Source organism: Nitrosospira briensis (genome assembly GCF_900115125.1).
In the GTDB taxonomy this organism is placed as follows: Bacteria; Pseudomonadota; Gammaproteobacteria; order Burkholderiales; family Nitrosomonadaceae; genus Nitrosospira; species Nitrosospira briensis_A.
On the sequence record NZ_FOVJ01000002.1, the window covers coordinates 61,826 to 80,978 of the forward strand.

At 54.6% G+C, this 19,153-nt stretch carries 14 protein-coding genes; 7 read left to right on the top strand and 7 right to left on the bottom strand.

Going from position 1 to position 19,153, the window contains the following annotated elements; genetic code table 11:
* From sufD to BMZ14_RS05710, 6 genes are all read right to left on the bottom strand, one after another.
* Complete coding sequence (gene sufD / locus BMZ14_RS05685; RefSeq protein WP_074795707.1) at nt 1-1,320, bottom strand: Fe-S cluster assembly protein SufD; 1,320 nt, start codon at nt 1,318-1,320, stop codon at nt 1-3.
* 2 nt (nt 1,321-1,322) lie between these two features.
* Nucleotides 1,323-2,111, bottom strand: a complete 789-nt coding sequence (gene sufC / locus BMZ14_RS05690; protein ID WP_074795709.1) for a Fe-S cluster assembly ATPase SufC — start codon at nt 2,109-2,111, stop codon at nt 1,323-1,325.
* On the bottom strand, nt 2,108-3,544 hold the full coding sequence (gene sufB, locus BMZ14_RS05695) for a Fe-S cluster assembly protein SufB (RefSeq protein WP_074795711.1): 1,437 nt from the start codon (nt 3,542-3,544) through the stop codon (nt 2,108-2,110). The genes sufC and sufB overlap by 4 nt, the downstream gene beginning before the upstream one ends.
* A gap of 101 nt (nt 3,545-3,645) precedes the next feature.
* Nucleotides 3,646-3,987 carry a HesB/IscA family protein gene (locus BMZ14_RS05700; protein ID WP_074795713.1) on the bottom strand — a complete coding sequence of 114 codons (342 nt, stop codon included), beginning with the start codon at nt 3,985-3,987 and terminating at the stop codon, nt 3,646-3,648.
* Nucleotides 3,988-4,056: 69 nt separating this feature from the next.
* Nucleotides 4,057-4,575, bottom strand: coding sequence for a Fe-S cluster assembly transcriptional regulator IscR (gene iscR, locus BMZ14_RS05705; protein ID WP_074795715.1), 519 nt, complete (start codon nt 4,573-4,575; stop codon nt 4,057-4,059).
* Between the two features lie 351 nt (nt 4,576-4,926).
* The gene (locus BMZ14_RS05710; protein ID WP_074795717.1) at nt 4,927-5,565 is read right to left on the bottom strand and encodes a TetR family transcriptional regulator; all 639 of its coding nucleotides are present in this window, start codon (nt 5,563-5,565) and stop codon (nt 4,927-4,929) included.
* Between the two features lie 91 nt (nt 5,566-5,656).
* Between BMZ14_RS05710 and BMZ14_RS05715 the strand changes: the two genes are divergently transcribed.
* From BMZ14_RS05715 to BMZ14_RS05735, 5 genes are all read left to right on the top strand, one after another.
* Nucleotides 5,657-6,865, top strand: coding sequence for an efflux RND transporter periplasmic adaptor subunit (locus tag BMZ14_RS05715; protein ID WP_074795719.1), 1,209 nt, complete (start codon nt 5,657-5,659; stop codon nt 6,863-6,865).
* Nucleotides 6,866-6,876: 11 nt separating this feature from the next.
* The gene (locus tag BMZ14_RS05720) at nt 6,877-9,993 is read left to right on the top strand and encodes an efflux RND transporter permease subunit (protein WP_074795721.1); all 3,117 of its coding nucleotides are present in this window, start codon (nt 6,877-6,879) and stop codon (nt 9,991-9,993) included.
* Nucleotides 9,990-11,408 (top strand): efflux transporter outer membrane subunit, encoded by a 1,419-nt coding sequence (locus BMZ14_RS05725; protein ID WP_074795723.1) that lies wholly within the window; start codon nt 9,990-9,992, stop codon nt 11,406-11,408. Before BMZ14_RS05720 ends, BMZ14_RS05725 begins: the two co-directional genes overlap by 4 nt.
* A gap of 150 nt (nt 11,409-11,558) precedes the next feature.
* Nucleotides 11,559-12,746, top strand: coding sequence for an efflux RND transporter periplasmic adaptor subunit (locus tag BMZ14_RS05730; protein ID WP_074795725.1), 1,188 nt, complete (start codon nt 11,559-11,561; stop codon nt 12,744-12,746).
* On the top strand, nt 12,743-15,895 hold the full coding sequence (locus BMZ14_RS05735) for a multidrug efflux RND transporter permease subunit (protein ID WP_074795727.1): 3,153 nt from the start codon (nt 12,743-12,745) through the stop codon (nt 15,893-15,895). Before BMZ14_RS05730 ends, BMZ14_RS05735 begins: the two co-directional genes overlap by 4 nt.
* Before the next feature lie 131 nt (nt 15,896-16,026).
* Here BMZ14_RS05735 and BMZ14_RS05740 read toward each other — a convergent pair whose 3' ends face one another.
* Nucleotides 16,027-16,950, bottom strand: coding sequence for a LysR family transcriptional regulator (locus BMZ14_RS05740; protein ID WP_143071910.1), 924 nt, complete (start codon nt 16,948-16,950; stop codon nt 16,027-16,029).
* A 138-nt stretch (nt 16,951-17,088) separates the two neighbouring features.
* Between BMZ14_RS05740 and BMZ14_RS05745 the strand changes: the two genes are divergently transcribed.
* A complete protein-coding gene (locus tag BMZ14_RS05745) occupies nt 17,089-18,558 on the top strand; it encodes a ribulose-bisphosphate carboxylase large subunit (RefSeq protein WP_074795729.1) in 1,470 nt (489 codons plus the stop codon).
* A 19-nt stretch (nt 18,559-18,577) separates the two neighbouring features.
* Entirely contained in the window at nt 18,578-19,012 is a 435-nt protein-coding gene (locus tag BMZ14_RS05750; protein WP_074795731.1) for a ribulose bisphosphate carboxylase small subunit, read from the top strand.
* Nucleotides 19,013-19,153: the final 141 nt, after the last annotated feature.

Sequence of the window (19,153 nt, forward strand, 5' to 3'; positions counted from 1 at the left end):
TCAGTTTCTTTTAGTCTGTTCGAGCACAGTCTGCTCAAGCCGGTGCTTGAGCGACGCGACCGGAATGCGGTCGATAATTTCAGCACCGAATGCATAAGTCAGCAGATTGCGCGCGGCCAAGCCGGATAACCCGCGGCTCTCGAGATAAAACAGTTCCTCGTTATCGAGTTGACCAACGGTTGCGCCGTGCGCGCACTTTACATCATCCGCAAATATTTCCAGCTGAGGCTTGGTGTCGACGCGCGCCTTCGCGTTCAGCAACAGGCTGCGGTTTGACTGTGCGGAATCGGTGTGCTGGGCTCCCGCACGGACTACGATCTTGCCATTGAATACCGCGTGCCCGGCGCCATCCACGATACATTTGTGTGCCTGCCGGCTTGTACAGCTGGGCCGCGCATGATCTATGCAGGTATGGGTATCGGCAAGTTGCCGTCCGCTTATCAATGCCAGTCCATCAACCGTGCATTCGGCGCCTTCGTCTGCGAGCAGCACATTCAGATCATAGCGTGAAATCCGTGCGCCAAGCGCGACGCTGACTGATCGGTAGCGGCTTGCACGAGCGAGCGATACTGCACAGTTCCCAATATGAAAAGCCTGCGTACTATCGCGCTGGATCCGGACATGATCAACCTGAGCATTATCTTTCAGCACGATCTCGGTTACCGCATTGGTGACATAGGCTTCTTCCCCTTCTTGCCCTAGCGTAACGTAATCCTCCACAATTGTTACCGCACTGCCTGATTCGGCAATCAGAAGGCAACGGGGATGGCTTGCCGCTCCCGGTTGAGTAGAAACGGACAACACATGTACGGGCGCCTCGACCGCCGCATTTCGCGGCGCAACGATTACCGCCCCATGTTGCAGGAATGCAGTATTGAGCGCGGCGAACAGATTATCCTCAAACCCGGCGTGACGACCGAGATGCGGCTCTATGGCTGCCGCATGCCTCGGGACAGCAGCCGAAAGATCCGTGATTATCAACCCGGATTCCCCCGCTTTGCCCTGCTGGGTGGAAAATTGCGGCATGTAAGTTCCGTCGACGAATACGAGCCGGATGGCCGCCTCGTCCAGATAAAAACGTTCCAGGTCCGTGGCTTGCAGTGTCGATATCACGCGTGCAGGCTGAAACGAGAGCTTGGCGAGCGGCGTAATATCGGTAAAGCGCCAATCCTCATCGCGCGTGGTTGGGAGCTTCAGCGTGCCGACACGGTCAACGGCGCTTGCGCGCAACTGATTAAACCATGCCAGAGGACTTGGCGGCAGTTGTGGCTGCCCCTGAAGCAGGCTATCGAGATAGCTGTTGCCGGTAACCATGCTCATGCTCAAGCTCCGATCGCGGAACGTCGCTCAGCGCCAACCCAATCGTAGCCCCGCGTTTCGAGATCGAGCGCAAGTTCTTTGCCGCCAGTCTTGATAATCCGCCCCCCCTGCATCACGTGCACATAATCGGGCACAATATAATTAAGCATGCGCTGATAGTGCGTCACCAATATGATTGCATTGTCCCTGGTCGCGAGCTTGTTTACGCCAGTTGTAACAATTCTGAGCGCGTCGATGTCAAGGCCGGAGTCCGTCTCGTCGAGAATGGCCAGCCGCGGCTCAAGCAGCGCCATCTGCAATATTTCATTCCGCTTCTTCTCGCCGCCCGAAAAACCTTCGTTCACGCCGCGATCCAGAAAATCCGGATTCATGTCCAGCAGTTTCATCTTCTCGCGCACGAAATCCTCAAACTCGAGCGGATCAAGTTCGTCCTTGCCTCGCTGTGCCTGTACGGTATTGTATGCAAGGCGCAGGAAATGACTATTCGAGACGCCTGGTATTTCTATGGGATACTGAAAAGCGAGAAATACGCCGGCACGCGCGCGCTCTTCGGGCTCGAGACCAAGCAGATCGTTGCCTTCGAACACGACTGAACCAGCCGTTACCGTGTAAGCGTTATGGCCGGCGAGCACTTTTGCGAGCGTGCTTTTGCCAGAACCGTTCGTTCCCATGATCGCGTGTATTTCACCGCTTCTAACCGTCAGGTCAATGCCCTTGAGTATTTCGATGCCGCTTACAGTTGCCCGCAAGCCACGTATTTCGAGCAGCTTTCTGCTGTCCTGATGAATCATCCGACACTCCCTTCAAGCTTGAATTCAAGCAGTTTTGTCGCTTCGACCGCGAACTCCATAGGCAGTTGCTGAAACACGTCCTTGCAGAACCCATTAATTATCATCGATACCGCTTCCTCATTGCCTATGCCGCGCTGGGCAAAATAAAATAATTGATCCTCACCAATCTTCGATGTTGATGCTTCATGCTCGACCTTCGCCTGCTGGTTGCGAACCTGTATGTAAGGAAAGGTGTGGGCACCGCATTGATCTCCGATCAACATCGAATCACATTGCGAATAATTGCGTGCCCCGGCCGCGGTAGGCGCAATCCGCACCAGTCCGCGGTAGCTGTTATTGGAATGCCCGGCCGAAATGCCTTTGCTCACGATGGTGCTGCGCGTATTTTTTCCGATGTGGACCATTTTGGTGCCGGTATCCGCCTGCTGGTAATGATTGGTGACCGCTACCGAATAGAATTCCCCAACCGAGTTTTCGCCCTGCAAGATGCATGAAGGATATTTCCACGTAATTGCCGAACCCGTCTCGACCTGGGTCCATGAAATGCGTGAATTCACGCCTTTGGCCAAGCCGCGCTTGGTAACGAAATTGTAGATTCCGCCAAGCCCATTCTCATCCCCCGCATACCAGTTCTGCACCGTCGAGTACTTGATGTCCGCATTGTCCAGGGCCACGAGCTCGACCACGGCTGCGTGCAATTGGTTGGTGTCGAACTTGGGTGCGGTGCAGCCTTCGAGATACGAGACCGACGACCCTTCCTCCCCGATGATCAGAGTACGCTCGAACTGTCCCGATTCCTCCGTGTTGATGCGAAAGTAGGTGGACAGGTCCATCGGACATTTGACGCCCTTTGGAATGAAACAGAACGTGCCATCCGTGAAAACCGCGGAGTTGAGCGCGGCGTAATAATTGTCGCCGATCGGCACCACCGTGCCGAGATACTGCTTCACCAGATCCGGATACTTATGAACGGCTTCCGAAATCGAACAGAAAATAATACCCACCTCGGCAAGCTTCTGCTTATATGTCGTAGCAACCGACACGCTGTCGAAAATGACGTCAACCGCCACGCCGGCAAGCGCCGCCCGCTCATGCATGGGCACACCGAGTTTCTCGAAGGTGCGCAGCAACTCGGGATCGACCTCATCCATGCTGCTCAGCTTCTTTTTCGGCTTCGGCGCGGCATAATAGCTTATGGCCTGAAAATCAATCTTCGGATACTTGACGTTCGGCCACTTCGGTTCCTCCATCTTCAGCCATTGCTCGTAGGCTTTGAGCCGAAACTCGAGCAACCAGGCGGGCTCATCCTTTTTCGTGGAAATGAGCTGGATGATATCTTCGTTAAGCCCTTTTGGCGCAATATCCGACTCGATTTCGGTGACGAAACCGTGTTTATAAGGCTGATTGACCAGATTTTGTAATACTGCACTCATAAGCTGCTCCAATATCGTTAACGCCGAAGATCATCTCTGCGAATCGCTGATCCTTACTCGCCTTTGTTCCTGTTTTTTTGCTACCTTCCAGTCTTGCATGGCTAAGCTCCGGCTGGTTCTTTCAAGCTGAAGCTTTCACCGCAGCCGCAGGTGTTGTCGACGTTGGGATTCTCGAATTTGAAGGACTCGTTGAGCCCTTCCCTGACAAAATCGATGCGTGAGCCATTCACATACGACAGACTGCCGGCATCAACCACCACATTGGCGTTATAAGACTCGAACATCTGATCGCCTGCGCGAACTTCGTCAGCGTAATCGAATGTGTACGCAAACCCCGAGCAGCCTACCTTTTTAACGCCGATGCGCAGCGCCAGTCCCTTGCCGCGCTTCGCGAGCTGCTTCCGGATCTGTTTTGCTGCGTTTTCGGTTAATGTTATTGCCATTGCCATTCTCCAATCATCGTTCGCGATTATTCCTGCCCGGGATAGACGTGGAGCGTTTCGCGATTGGGGTCAAGCCGAAAACAAGGCGCGTTCACGTTCCGGGACAGCTTTTTCAGGCATGACCTTGCGCATGTCAAGCATCTGCACTACGCCATTCTCTCTTACCTTCTGCTCATCACTTCTTACCTTCTGTTCATCAACCAGCTGCTTCAACGTTACCGCGCCAAGATGGTCGAAAATAAGGTCGTTAAGTTTCACCCACAAATCATGCGTCATGCATTTCTTGTCGTTGTGGCAATTTTCCTTTCCGTTGCACTGGGTTGAATCGATTGGCTCATCAACAGCCAGGATAATCTCGGCAATAGACACGTGTGCCATGTCTTTAGCAAGACAGTAGCCTCCTCCCGGACCTCGAACGCTATCTACGAGCCCCCGTTGCCGCAACTTGGCGAACAATTGCTCAAGATAAGATAGCGAAATTTGCTGGCGCTGGCTAATTTCCGCGAGCGTCACCGGGCTGGTGCTGTGCTGCATGGCAAGATCCAACAGCGCCGTTACCGCAAACCGTCCTTTCGTCGTCAGCCTCATGATAAACTCCTCTTAGCTTTCCATTCGATGAAATAGAGATATCGCTCATAAATTCATTAAGTCAATATCAGTCAATACATGACTGATTTAGTCAACTATAAGATACCTGATTGATTTAGTCAACTATGACAGTTCATGTCACGTAAGACGGGGTACGGGACGCGGCTTGCTGCTCGCTCATGCGGCGCCCGTTCAGCAGCGGCATCCGGGCAGAACGTTCCAGGCGCGCGGAAAAACAAACGCCTCAACACGATTCTTAGACCGCCGCAGGTCCTCCAGTAGCCTGGAAGCCAGCAATGTGGACGGAAGGTGGGCGTAAAGCCTTAAACCAAGCGGAATGGGCTGTTACGATCAAGCGCGGCGGCGCAAACTCATGTGGGCTTTTACCAATTCAATGGCCTGCCAGCGAAACTGGTCGCCGCGCGTATCTTTCACCCACATGTGCAACAGGCCGATAAAGAAGAGATGCGTATCCATTGCCAATTGGGTAGCGTCGTGAGAAGCATGCAATTGCTCTTGCAATTTGGCACGTTCATAGACCAGCTGCAGTTTTTCTGCAATACGGGAACAGTTGGATAGCACCTGTTGCAAGATCGTCGCGAATTCATCCACGTATTCGCACTTGATCATCATGATCTCGTAGACCTGCCGGGTTTCGATACTGTCGATCAACACCTGAATGGTGCCGCACAAGAAATTTTCTATACAGGTCAGCGCATCTTCCGAGCCTTCGATCAGCAGCGTATCATCCATGCGATCGATAAGCGGCAGGAATACCTGTTCACGCATCGCCTGAAACAAATCGATTTTATTGCTGAAGTGCCAATAGATCGCACCACGCGTAACACCGGCCTGGATGGCAATGTGTTCCATCGTTGTACGGCCCACCCCCCGCATGAGAAACACCTCGCGCGCCGCTTCAATAAGGCGTCGGCGGGTCCGTTCCGCATTTTCCTTTGTTTTTCGAACCGTTCCATAAGTTTCGTAAATTTTAATTCTTTACGCTCTTTGATATATAATTACATACATACACGAATGTATGCAAGTTTTTCTCTTTTCACTTATCAGCATGGAGTTGACAATGTCTGCTGCCGGACACTATAAAAATAACTGTGGCGGCCTGTTGGCGCGTTTCTATTCCAGGACACTGCCCGCGCTGATTATAAGCTTTGCTGCAATTATTGCCTTGGGTGGCTGCGGCAAAAACGGTCAGACTGCGGATCAGCCTCAGCCTGCGATGGCGCTTCCCGTCAGCGTGATCGAAGTGCAACCCACCACCGTGCCCATCAGTGCCGAAGCCGTTGCCCAGACCGAGGGCGCCAAAGAGGTGGAAATACGCCCTCGTGTTGGCGGCATCCTGCTCTCGCGCCTGTACGAAGAGGGGAGCGAGGTGAAGGCTGGCCAACCGATGTTCCTGATTGATCCCGTGCCCTATCAAAATGCTCTCGCGCAAGCAAAAGCGCAACTGGCCGAACAGAAAGCCCGGGTGATACAGGCCAAACGCGAAGAAAACCGCTTGCGCGATCTGCTGGAAACGCAGGCGGTCAGCCAGCGCGAGTACGATAACGCAGTCTCCGACCACGCAATCGCGAGCGCGGCCCTGCAGCAGGCAGAAGTGCGCGTAAAAGATGCCGAGCTCAACCTCTCCTATACCAAGGTAGTGGCGCCGGTAACGGGCATTTCCGGCCGCCGTCAGTTTTCCGAAGGAGCGCTGGTCGAGGCCAATAACAGTTTGCTGACGACGATCGTCCAGCTATCGCCCATATGGGTAAGCTTCAGCCTTTCCGACAACGAACTGGCGCGTATTGGTGGCCCCCTTACCGAAAACAGGGTACAACAAGTGACGCTGATTCTGTGGGACGGCACGGAGTACGAGAAAAAAGGCGAACTGAATTTTGCAGCCAGCCGGATCGACCCGGAATTGGGTACGCAGCAATTGCGCGCTACCTTCGACAACAGCGAGCGGCGCCTGCTGCCCGGGCAGTTCGTACGGGCGCGTGTCGTTACCGGCGAGCGCGACGGCGTTTTTCTCGTCCCGCAGGTTGCCGTACAGACTTCCGATCTGGGCAAGACGGTATATGTTGTCAATGACAAAAACGAAGCAACAATACGACCAGTCGTGGCGGGCAACTGGATAGGGAAAGACTGGGTCATTCTCGATGGACTCAAGGCGGGTGAGAGGGTTATTGTCGATAACATTATCAAGCTCCGGCCGGGCGCGCTTGTGTCGCCGCATGCGCCTGAAGAAGCACCTGCCCTCTCCGCCCAGCCCACCGACAAGCAAACGTAAGCGGAGTCACGATGACCAGGTTCTTTATTACCCGCCCGATTTTTGCATCCGTCATATCCATCATCATCGTCCTGGCCGGACTGGCTGCGGCGATGCAATTGCCCATCGCCCAGTATCCACAGATTGCCCCGCCCACAGTCCTGATAACCGCTACATTTCCAGGCGCAAGCGCGGATACACTGGCAAAAACGGTTGCGGCGCCAATTGAAGAGCAGTTGAGCGGCGTCGATAATCTTCTTTACTTCAGCTCCAGCGCCGACTCCAGCGGCACGCTGACTATTACTGCAACCTTCGACGTCGGGACCGATATCGACCAGGCAACGTTCAATACAAGTAACCGCGTGAATATCGCGTTGCCACGCCTGCCGGAAGAAGTCCGGCAGACGGGTCTGAGAATAGAAAAGCGATCCAACGACATCCTGATGGTCTTCATGCTCATATCCAGGGAGGAAGGAAAGTATGATCCTCTTTATCTGAGCAATTACGCCACGCTCAATGTTCTGGACGAGCTGAAACGCACTAAGGGCGTAGGTGATGCGATCGTTTTCGGCGGCCAGGATTATTCCATGCGCATCTGGTTGCGTCCAGACCGCATGGCACAGCTGGGTGTGGCCACAACAGATATTGCCGCCGCCATCCGCGCACAAAACGCGCAATATGCCGCCGGTAAAATAGGTCAGGAACCGGCGCCGCCCGACCAGCAACTGGTTTACACGGTCAATGCAAAGGGCCGGTTGCTGGAACCTGAGCAATTCGGAAATATCATATTGCGTGCCGACGGGCCCGAGGGCGTTCTCTATCTCAAGGATGTGGCGAGAATAGAGTTGGGCGCGTTAAGCTACGACGTGCGTACGACACTGAATGGCAAGCCCGGGGCGGGAATCCCCATCTTTTTGCAACCGGGTGCGAATGCGCTCGATACCAAAAACGCACTTGTAGAAAAGATGGACGAGTTGAAGAAGCGCTTTCCGGAAGGCATGGATTATGTCGTACCTTACGATACCAGTCTATTCGTCAAGGCTTCGATGTGGGAAGTGGTAAAAACGCTGGGCGAGGCAATGATCCTGGTGATACTGGTCGTATATATTTTTTTGCAAAGCTGGCGAGCGACCCTGATCCCCATCATTGCGGTGCCCATCTCCCTGATCGGCACCTTTGCAGGCCTCTGGCTGTTTGGCTTCTCGATCAACACGCTGACGCTGTTTGCCATGGTACTGTCCATCGGCATCGTGGTGGATGACGCGATTGTGGTGCTGGAGAATATCGAACGTTTGATGGACGAGGAAAAACTTTCGCCCCTGAATGCCGCTATCCGCTCCATGGAGCAGGTTGCGAGGGCAGTCGTTGCTATTGTGCTGGTACTTTGCGCCGTATTTGTGCCCGTTGCATTCATGGGAGGAATCGCCGGAGAGCTATACCGTCAGTTCGCCGTCACAGTCGCAGTGGCTGTTACCATTTCCGGAATAGTGGCGCTGACCTTGACGCCCGCACTATGCGCTATCCTGCTAAAGCATACGCATGGCGAGTCCGCGTTCTTCCGTGCATTCAACCGCGGATTCAGTCATGTCACAAACTTCTACATTCGCATGGTGAGCACGACCTTGAGCCATAAGGTAATCGGAACGTTTGTGTTCACTGGTATCATCGTGACCGCGGTGTATCTGCTCAAAATCGTCCCGGACAGCTTTGTGCCCCCTGAAGACCAGGGTTATGTAGTGGCTGCGACGATTCTGCCGGATGGGGCGACACTGGCTCGAACGACGAAAACGTCGGAAGCCGTACGGGCTGCCATTGCCGAAGATCCCGCGGTATCCCATCAATTCGTGGTCAACGGCTTCGACTTGATTGGCGGAGGAAATAAAACCAGCGCCGCCACGATGTTTGTGCCATTCAAGGATTGGTCCGAGCGCACAGCCACGGCAGAGGATATCGTCAACAAACTGATGGGAATCGGGATGCAGCAGTCAGACGGCATTGCGATAGCGTTTAATCCGCCTGCGATTCGTGGTCTCGGCACGGCAGGAGGTTTTGAAGTCTACGTGCAGAGCCGAGGCAGTTCAGATCCCGTGCGCTTGGCCGGTGTTGTGAACAATCTCATCGATGCATTGAACCAGGAGCCCCGGCTGGCTGGAATTGCTACCTTTTTCCGGCCTACAGTGCCACAATTTTTTATTGAAGTGGATGAAGCAAAGGCGATTTCACAGGGGGTGCGCGTTGCCGACGTTTACGCGACCCTGCAAAGTACGATGGGTTCGCTTTACGTCAATGACTTCAACAAGGCGGGACGAACCTACCGGGTGCAACTGCAGGCAGAACCACAATATCGCATGAATCCGGAGGACCTGGGCAAAGTTTATGTACGTTCCCAATCTGGCGCAATGGTACCTATGTCTGCATTGAGCAAAATCAGTACGGTAGTGGGCGCGGAGCAACTGGAACGCTACAACGGTCTGCTTTCCGCCAAGGTAATGGGGGGCGGTGCACCCGGAGTAAGCTCTGGTGATGCGATCGAACTGGTGGAACAGATTGCCGCGGAAACCCTGCCGGACAATTATCAGATCGCCTGGACAGCACAGGCCTTCCAGGAAAAAAGAACGGGTTCCGCTGCAATCCTTGCTTTCAGCTTCGCCATCATCATGGTGTTTCTCATTCTGGCTGCGCAATTCGAAACCTGGGGACTGCCGCTAGCCGTGATCATGGCTGTGCCCTTTGCGCTCGTTGGCGCGCTGCTCGCCGTGCTTATCCGTGGCATGCCGAACGATATCTACTTTCAGGTGGGCTTGATCACCTTGATAGGGCTGGCGGCGAAAAATGCCATTTTAATCGTGGAATTTGCCAGCCAGAAGCTGAAAGAAGGCATGCCTGTGGCACAGGCCGCCCTCGAGGCTGCCCGACTGCGTTTCCGCCCTATTGTAATGACCTCCATGGCTTTTGTTCTGGGTATCCTCCCCCTGGTGTTTGCGACTGGAGCGGGAGCTGCCGCTCGCCAATCCATGGGCACCGGCGTGCTGGGCGGAATGTTGCTTGCAACTTTTGTCGCCACCATCTTTATCCCGCTGTTTTTCACTTGGCTCAGCCGTGAGCGCACGGAAAAACCGGCCGGAACTTTGCAAGAGGGAACAACATGAAGGCCGCGCCATTAAATAAGAAAGCGCGCAGCTCGCGGATATGGCTGCCATTGCTTTTTTCCAGCCTGTTTCTGGCATCCTGTGCAATGGGTCCCGACTATTCCCGTCCGCCTGTCGACACATCCGAAAGATTTCGCATGGCGGAAGTGGAAGGACAGTCCATTGCCAATCTTCCCTGGTGGGAACTCCTCCAGGACGAAGAACTTCAACGGCTTATCAAGCAGGCATTGCTTGAAAACAAGGATCTCAAGCAAGCGGTGGCAAGTGTTGAAGAGCTTGAGGCACGCGCCGCCACGGCGCGCTTCGACTTCCTTCCCAAACTGGATGCGAATGTCAACGCACCGGCGTTTGGTACGCTAGGCGGGTTCCTTATCCGCGGATTTCCTACGCCTTACAGTTATTTTGGTCAGGGCACTCTGAACTGGGAACTGGACATATGGGGCAGGATTCGCCGCTCCAATGAGGCCGCCCGCGCTGATCTGATGGCCCGCGAGGAAAATCGCAGGGCAGTAGTGCTCACACTGGTGAGTTCGGTAGCGCAGTCTTATTTCGATCTTTTGCAATTCGACATGCAGTTGAATATCGCTAGATATGCCCTGTCATCTTGGGAAGAATCAGTGGCCATCGCACGCGCGCAACTACGGGGCGGGTTGATTTCCCGTCTCGATCTGGATCAATTCGATGCGGAACGGGCCAATGCGGCAACGAGAGTCCAGGAACTCGAACGGCAGATGGTCCAGAAGGAAAATGAGCTGAGCGTGCTACTCGGGAAGAACCCGGTGCCGATCGCGCGAGGCCATGCGCTGACCGAGCAGCTAATGCCGCCCGTGGTGCCGGCGGGCCTTCCTTCCGAACTGCTGCAACGGCGCCCCGACATTCTGCAGGCTGAACAAACACTCGCTGCGGCGACGGCCAGAATCGGGATGACCAAGGCGGCGCGCTTTCCCAGGCTAACGATCACGGGTTTTCTGGGTGTGGCCAGCCCTGCACTGTCAAAACTGCTGCTCTCCGGCAGTGAGTTCGGGGTGGGCGGGCTTGGTCTGGCGGGTCCATTGCTGAACGCACAGAGCCTGGGATTCGACCAGCGGGCGGTAGAGGCTCAGGCAAGGCAGGTATTGGCGCAATACGAGCAAACTATCCTGGTTGCGTTCAAGGAGGTTGAGGACGCTCTCGTGGCTGTTCGTACCTTTGATGCGCAACGCAAGGCGCAAGAGGAGCAGGTCGAGGCCTTGCGCTCGGCATTACATGTGGCCGACCTGCGCTACAAGGGAGGCATTACGAGCTACGTGGACGTGCTTCTTGCCAAGCGCACTCTGTTCGATGCCGAATTCGCGCTTACTGCGACCCGCCGGCTGCATCTTGTGTCAGTCGTACAGCTTTATAAAGCGCTGGGCGGGGGATGGACGCCGGTATAATCAATACCCGGAATCGTCTGATCATCCCTGAACACCAGGTGGGATAATCTTCATACCCGATACTCCCTTCCCGCAGGATAACCGAGAGCCGAGGATATGAATCCGTCAGTCAAGCGGTCAATAAGGTCAGCCATTCGAAATGGCACAGGCATGGCCCATACAGGCGCTGGCCTGTTCGTGATTCTGCTTGCCGCTTGCGCCGAAAAGGCGCCCCCTCCGCCTCCGCCCGCCCCTCAAGTGGAAGTCGTTACGGTAACCGCTAAAACGGTACCGGATGAGCCGGAGTTTATCGGACAAACGGAGGCGTTTCGCCCTGTGGAAATTCGCCCGCAGGTGACCGGGATCATCAAGGAAGTTTTTTTTACGGAAGGTCGAAACGTCAAAAAAAACGACCGACTGTACCTCATCGATCCTGTGCCATTCAAAGCCGTCTATCTCAGTGGCAAGGCCAGAGTTGCCCAGGCTCAGGCGAGGCTTGTCCAGGCGGAACAGGAACTGGCACGCGTAAAACCTCTTCTCGAGGAACAGGCCGTAAGCCAGAAAAATGTTGATGACGCCGTGGCCGAAATGATGGGAGCGAAAGCTACGCTCGAAGCTGCGCAAAGCGAACTGGTCAAGGCAAAATTTGATCTGGACAATACGCTGATCACCGCGCCCGTGAATGGCCGGATCGGCCGCAGCCATTTTTACGAGGGGCGCCTCGTCTCGGCCCAGACAACCCTTTTGACCACCATCGATCAACTCGATCCGATGTATGTAAACGTGAATGTTCCCGAAAGCTACCTCCTCCGGCGGCGGCGGGAACTCGCCGAGCATAGGGTGCAGAGGCCGGATATTTTTCAACTGCATGGGGTGATGACCTTCTCGGATGGGACTGTATATCCAGAGGAAGGAATACTGGATTTTGCCGATGTCACCTTGCGGTCCGAGACGGGCATGTTACAGGCGCGGTTTACATTTCCCAATCCGGAAGGGGGTTTTTCTCCCGGGAAATCCTATTTTTACCCTGGACAGTTCGTAAAGGTTCGTCTCAAAGGCTACATCCGGACTGCCGCCATCCTCATCCCTCAACGGGCTGTTCAACAGGGACCCAAGGGATCATTTGTCTATGTGGTCGACAAGGAGGACAAAGCGGAACTCCGTCCGATTCGGGCCAGCACGTGGCATGAGAAGGAGTGGCTGATCGAAGATGGCCTTCATCCGGGAGAGCGGATAGTCGTGGAAGGTTTTCACCGGATTCAACCAGGCGTTCAAGTCAATGCTGTTCCATTTCAGAATGAGGAGACTGCTTCCCCGGATAGTCCCGCGGCGGAAAAAATGACGCGGAAGGCGCCATGAATTCCCATTTTTTTATCGATCGCCCAATTTTTGCGTCTGTCCTGTCGATCGTAATTGTGGTGGTCGGCCTGGTCTCTTTAAAGAACCTGCCGATTGCACAATTTCCGCAAATCACGCCGCCAATGGTGCAGATTGAAGCGGACTATCCCGGTGCCAGCGCAGAAGTTGTCGCGGAAGCAGTCGCACGTCCGATAGAGGTCCAGCTTCCCGGCATCGATAACCTCCTGTACTACGACTCCACAAGTACGAACGATGGGCACATGACGATGAGGCTCACGTTTGAAATCGGAACCGATGTGGATATTGCGCAGGTCCAGGCGCAGAACCGGCAACGTCTTGCCGAACCTCAATTGCCTGACGAAGTCATTCGCCAAGGCGTAACTGTGAAAAAAATGTCGCCGGATATGCTGGCGGTCATTGCGCTGAGCTCTACCGATCCCCGGCATGATACGGTTTATCTCTCGAACTACGCCGTGCTTCGAATCCTTGACAGCATCAAGCGTCTTCCCGGTGTTGGAGACGCCATCATCTTTGGCGCTCAAAACTATTCCATGCGGTTGATCCTCGATCCTGTCCGTATGGCACAGCTCGACATTACGCCGACCGAAATTGCAGCCGTGGTTCGCGAGCAGAACCGGGATTTTCCAGCCGGCAGGGTAGGCCGCGAACCGACGCCCCACGGTACGGAACTCACCATTCCGGTTATCACGCGTGGCCGGATGAGCGAGGTCAAGGAATTCGAGGATATGATCGTGCGTGCTTATCCGGATGGGTCCATGGTGCGCATGCGGGATGTCGCGCGCGTGGAACTGGGGGCCCAGTCCTACGATCTTGAAGGACGATGGAACGGAAAGCCGAATACGTTTCTATTGACCTTTCTTTCGCCCGGAGCCAATGCGCTTGATACGGTTCAAAGGGTCCGCCAGGAAATGGACAGACTTGCCGGGAGTTTTCCAACCGGCGTCTCCTACGACATCCCCTATGACACGACCACATTCATCGATGTCTCTATCAAGGAGGTCATGAAGACGCTTGTTGAGGCAACGCTTCTTGTCATCCTGGTCGTGTTTGTTTTTTTACAAAGCTGGCGTGCGACGCTCATTCCCGCCGTCGCCGTCCCTATTTCACTCATTGGAACACTCGCAGGCATGGAAGCGCTGGGGTTTTCAATCAATACCCTGACCCTGTTCGGCATGGTCCTCGCGATTGGCATCGTGGTGGACGATGCAATCGTCGTGGTGGAGAATGTTGAGCGGCACATGACCAAGGGGGGCCTTTCACCCAGGGACGCAGCGAAGAAGGCCATGGATGAGGTGGCCGGGCCAGTGGTGGCGATCGTCCTTGTGCTTGCTGCCGTGTTTGTGCCGGTCGCCTTTTTGGGAGGAATCACCGGAGAACTGTACAAGCAATTTGCGATCACCATAGCCCTGTCTGTCGCTATTTCGGGATTCGTGGCGCTTACCCTCAGCCCTGCTCTCTGTGCGCTTGTTCTCAAGCCGGAACACGGCGAGCCCAAGGGATTCTGGAAGATGTTTAACCGGTCGTTTGACTGGATGCAGGCCCGTTATGCCGGAGCTGTCGGAATCATCCTGAAACGATCGGCGATTACTCTGGTCATCTTCGGAATGCTGATATTCGTCATCCTTGGCCTTTTCAAAACCATCCCGGACAGCTTCCTTCCGGAAGAAGATCAGGGTTATTTTATTACCGTTGTCCAGCTGCCGGATGGCGCTTCCAAGGCAAGAACGATCGAGGTGCTGAGTAAAATAGAGAATTATTTCCAAGCAATTCCGGCGGTCCATTCGACAGACGCTCTGGCTGGGCAAAATTTTGTCTTCGGAACCCGGGGCACGAACCAAGCGACGATGTTCGTGCCGTTGCATCATTGGGACACTCGCACGGATGCGGACCAGCAGGTCCCTGGTCTTATCGCGGCAGCTTTTGAGGAGTTCGCGAAAATTCCCGAGGCCCTTATCCTTGCATTCAATGCCCCTTCTATCAGGGGTCTCGGCTCCACGGGTGGTTTTTCCCTTCAATTGCAAGATCCCGGCGGCGGCGATTTCGCCGAGTTCGCCGAGGCCGCCCAGGAATTCGTAACCAAGGCCATGGAACACCCCGCGATCGCAGCTGCCGGCACCAATTTTCGCGTAAGCGCCCCCCGCCTGTATGCGACGGTTGACCGCGAACGCGCCAAAGCGCTCGGTGTGCCGATTTCTGAAGTCTTTGACACCATGCAGGCTTATTTCGGGAATCTGTACGTGAACGATTTTGTAAAATTCGGACGCATCTATCGCGTGCAAACAGAGGCAATGCCGGAGTACAGATCCAACCCCAGCGACATCAGCAAGATATATGTGCGGGCTCGGAGCGGCGCAGAACATACGATGATCCCACTGGATTCGGTCGTCACCACGGAATTTACCAGCGGGCCCGACCCCGTCACGCATTTCAACGGTTTCAATACCGCACTCGTGCTGGGCGGCGCCGCTCCCGGATATAGCTCAGGCCAGGCGCTTGAGGCACTGGAGCAGATAGCCGCTGAAGTCCTGACTCCCCGGGGCTACGAAATCGACTGGAGCGGCATATCGTTTCAGGAACGCAAGGCGGGAGGGCAGTCGGTCCTGGTGTTTGCCTTTGCGCTGCTCATGGTCTTTCTGGTACTGGCCGCCCTATACGAAAGCTGGTCCATACCTTTTGCCGTCATCCTTTCCATACCCTTTGGGGTTCTGGGCGCTTTGCTTGCCATATGGGCGCGCGGGCTGACCAATGATATTTATTTTCAGATCGGACTGGTGACGCTGATCGGACTGGCCGCCAAAAACGCAATCCTGATCGTCGAGTTCGCCAATCAACGATACGCTGCGGGTGTACCGTTAACCGAGGCCGCGCTCGAGGCGGCACGCCTCCGCTTTCGACCCATCGTGATGACGTCCCTGGCATTCATTCTCGGGGTATTCCCACTTGTGGTGGCTACCGGCGCCGGCGCCGCGAGCCGGAATTCCATCGGGACGGGGGTATTTGGGGGAATGCTGGCTGCCACGTTTCTGGCAATTTTTTTTGTACCGCTTTTTTTCGTGGTGATTGGAAAATTAAAGCGGCGGGCGAAGCATTTACGTGTTGAGGACTCGAACGAGACACCTCATCCTTGACAGTGACGGAAGAGGCCTGAGCAGGGATATCGCAAGGCCTGCGAAGAGATAAACAGCATCTCTGTCCCGCATCTTTTTACTTATACTCCGTCATCACATCGCCACGCGGGTTGTGCGGCACTGTTCAAATTTCAATTGTCCACCCTTGCGACGTGCGCCACGAGTTCATGAGCTTCTTTCAACAGGAATTCCCTGAATGCTTGTGCCACGCTTGAAAGACGTTTATTTTTCCGATGCACCACATGCCAATGGCGCATGATGGGAAAGTCCTGCACATCCAGAATCCTGAGCCGTTTGGTCTCCAGCTCCAGCTCCGCCGTATGCAGTGACATGATCGCCAGCCCCATTCCCGCCTGGACCGCTTGTTTGATCGCTTCATTCGTATCGGCTTCCATGCCCTTGCTGATGGAGATTCGATGTTCGGCAAAAAAACGCTCCATTGCGCTGCGCGTCCCCGAGCCGGGTTCCCGCAGCAGAAAGGTTTCCTGCTCCAGCCTTTTTACAGGAATCCTGCGGACCCTGCATAAAGGGTGGCTGGGCGGAGCAATGACCACCAGCGGGTTTTCCATGAATGATTCAGTGGCAATATCCAGGCCATCCGGTGGCTGCCCCATGATGGCAAGGTCTGTCACGTTATCGGCCAGATGCTTCAGCACGGTTTCACGATTGGAAACATTCAGGCTTACGGTAATTCCACTATAGCGCTGGCAGAACTTGGCCAACAAATGCGGGGCGAAATAGTTGGCGGTACTTACCACCGAAATATTGAGCTTGCCGCGCTCCAGACCTTTCAACTCGTCAAGCGCCAACTCCATATCCGTCAATTGTTCGGAAATTGCCCGGCTGTAATGATAAAGTTCGCGCCCGGCATCGGTCAGATAGATTTTCTTGCCTATTTGTTCGAAGAGGGGCAAATCGACGCTGTCTTCCAGTTGCTTGATTTGCATGGAGACGGCAGGCTGGGTAAGGTGGAGATCTTCCGCGGCGCGGGAGAAGCTCAGGTGGCGGGCAACTGATTCAAAAACTTTCAGTTGTCTCAGCGTGACATGCAGCATGATATTGCCGGAATTGGTTTTGATCCATGTATAAGCATTATATTATAATAACAATCAAAACACATGACTGTTATTTATAATAATAACCATTACAATAGAATTCGTAGTACCTTTATCTACCCTTTCGAGGAGAATGACATGAGTCAAGAAATAACCGGCAAGGAACGCTACAAATCAGGCGTAATTCCGTACAAGAAAATGGGTTACTGGGATTCCGACTATGTACCCAAAGATACGGACGTCATCGCCTTGTTCCGTATTACCCCCCAGCCCGGGGTGGATCATGAAGAAGCCGCCGCCGCTGTCGCCGGGGAATCTTCCACTGCAACCTGGACCGTCGTATGGACGGACCGTCTGACCGCCTGCGAACTCTACCGCGCCAAGGCCTACCGTTCGGAACTGGTGCCCAACACCGGCCCAGGCACCAAGAACGAAGCCCAATATTTCGCCTATATAGCCTATGACCTCGACTTGTTCGAAGAAGGCTCCATTGCCAACCTGACTGCCTCCATCATCGGCAACGTGTTTGGCTTCAAAGCCGTGAAAGCGCTGCGCCTGGAAGACATGCGCATCCCCGTCGCATACCTGAAGACTTTCCAGGGTCCCGCTACCGGTATTGTAGTGGAACGCGAACGCCTCGACAAATTCGGCAGGCCATTGCTCGGCGCCACAACCAAGCCGAAACTTGGGCTTTCCGGCCGCAATTATGGTCGCGTGGTGTACGAAGGACTCAAGGGTGGCCTCGACTTCATGAAAGACGACGAGAACATCAATTCACAACCTTTCATGCACTGGCGCGACCGTTTTCTTTACTGTATGGAAGCAGTGAACAAAGCTTCCGCTGCCACCGGTGAAGTCAAAGGCCACTACCTGAACGTCACCGCGGGCACGATGGAAGACATGTACGAGCGCGCTGAATTCGCCAAGTCGCTTGGCTCCGTGATCATCATGATCGACCTGGTGGTCGGCTACACTGCGATTCAGTCGATGGCAAAATGGGCGCGCAAGAACGACATGATTCTCCACCTGCACCGCGCCGGCAACTCGACCTACTCGCGCCAGAAAAATCACGGCATGAATTTCCGCGTGATCTGCAAATGGATGCGGATGGCTGGCGTGGATCACATTCACGCGGGCACGGTTGTTGGCAAGCTCGAGGGCGATCCGCTCATGATCAAGGGCTTTTACGATACCCTGCGTGAATCGCGTACTTCGCAAAGCCTTGAAACTGGCCTGTTCTTCGATCAGGACTGGGCCTCGCTGAACAAGGTTATGCCGGTTGCGTCCGGTGGCATTCACGCCGGCCAGATGCACCAGTTGCTGGATTATCTCGGCGAAGACGTGATACTGCAGTTTGGTGGCGGAACCATCGGTCATCCGATGGGCATACAAGCCGGTGCGGTTGCCAATCGTGTTGCGCTGGAAGCAATGGTATTGGCGCGCAACGAAGGCCGCGACTATGTGAAGGAAGGCCCCAAGATTCTGGAGGACGCTGCCAAGTGGTGCACGCCGCTCAAACAAGCGCTGGAAACATGGAAGGATATCACCTTCAATTATGAGTCCACGGACACTGCCGACTTCGTGCCATCCACCACGGCCAGCGTCTAACAAATAGGAGAAAGTAATTATGATGACCAACATAGGAAATCAAGTCACGCAGGGTCAGTTCTCTTTTCTGCCCCCGCTGACGGACAAGCAAATCTCGGCGCAGATCAAGTATGCGCTGAAGAACGGCTGGGCTATCGGTATCGAATACACCGACGACCCACACCCGCGCAATACCTATTGGGAAATGTTCGGAAACCCGATGTTTGACTTGAAGGACCCTGCCGGCATTCTGGCGGAGATCAATGACTGCCGCAAAACGTACCCCAATCACTACATTCGGGTAACCGCGTTTAACTCTACGCGCGGCGTGGAAAGCCCCACAATGTCGTATATCGTCAATCGTCCGAAGACAGAACCAGGCTTTGGCCTGGTGCGCCAGGAAGTGGAAGGCCGTAGCATTCGTTACACCATTCATTCCTACGCAACTGAAAAACCCGAAGCCGAACGGTATTAATCCGGCGCTTTCCCCTTCCCGTCTCGGGGAGGGGAGCGATCAGGGGCGCAGTAACGGTGATGACACCTGCCATACCTGCCTGCGTCCCACCCTGAACTTGCGGGACAGCCTGTGTCTCCGTGCCTGCCAAGTCAAAACAAA

What these genes read in the sequence shown, in the direction of transcription:
- sufB (WP_074795711.1), bottom strand. Translation starts at nt 3,544, where the DNA reads ATGAGTGCAGTATTACAAAATCTGGTCAATCAGCCTTATAAACACGGT.
- sufD (WP_074795707.1), bottom strand. Translation starts at nt 1,320, where the DNA reads ATGAGCATGGTTACCGGCAACAGCTATCTCGATAGCCTGCTTCAGGGG.
- BMZ14_RS05700 (WP_074795713.1), bottom strand. Translation starts at nt 3,987, where the DNA reads ATGGCAATAACATTAACCGAAAACGCAGCAAAACAGATCCGGAAGCAG.
- BMZ14_RS05725 (WP_074795723.1), top strand. Translation starts at nt 9,990, where the DNA reads ATGAAGGCCGCGCCATTAAATAAGAAAGCGCGCAGCTCGCGGATATGG.
- BMZ14_RS05745 (WP_074795729.1), top strand. Translation starts at nt 17,089, where the DNA reads ATGAGTCAAGAAATAACCGGCAAGGAACGCTACAAATCAGGCGTAATT.
- BMZ14_RS05715 (WP_074795719.1), top strand. Translation starts at nt 5,657, where the DNA reads ATGTCTGCTGCCGGACACTATAAAAATAACTGTGGCGGCCTGTTGGCG.
- BMZ14_RS05750 (WP_074795731.1), top strand. Translation starts at nt 18,578, where the DNA reads ATGATGACCAACATAGGAAATCAAGTCACGCAGGGTCAGTTCTCTTTT.
- iscR (WP_074795715.1), bottom strand. Translation starts at nt 4,575, where the DNA reads ATGAGGCTGACGACGAAAGGACGGTTTGCGGTAACGGCGCTGTTGGAT.
- BMZ14_RS05730 (WP_074795725.1), top strand. Translation starts at nt 11,559, where the DNA reads ATGGCCCATACAGGCGCTGGCCTGTTCGTGATTCTGCTTGCCGCTTGC.
- BMZ14_RS05735 (WP_074795727.1), top strand. Translation starts at nt 12,743, where the DNA reads ATGAATTCCCATTTTTTTATCGATCGCCCAATTTTTGCGTCTGTCCTG.
- BMZ14_RS05740 (WP_143071910.1), bottom strand. Translation starts at nt 16,950, where the DNA reads ATGCTGCATGTCACGCTGAGACAACTGAAAGTTTTTGAATCAGTTGCC.
- BMZ14_RS05720 (WP_074795721.1), top strand. Translation starts at nt 6,877, where the DNA reads ATGACCAGGTTCTTTATTACCCGCCCGATTTTTGCATCCGTCATATCC.
- sufC (WP_074795709.1), bottom strand. Translation starts at nt 2,111, where the DNA reads ATGATTCATCAGGACAGCAGAAAGCTGCTCGAAATACGTGGCTTGCGG.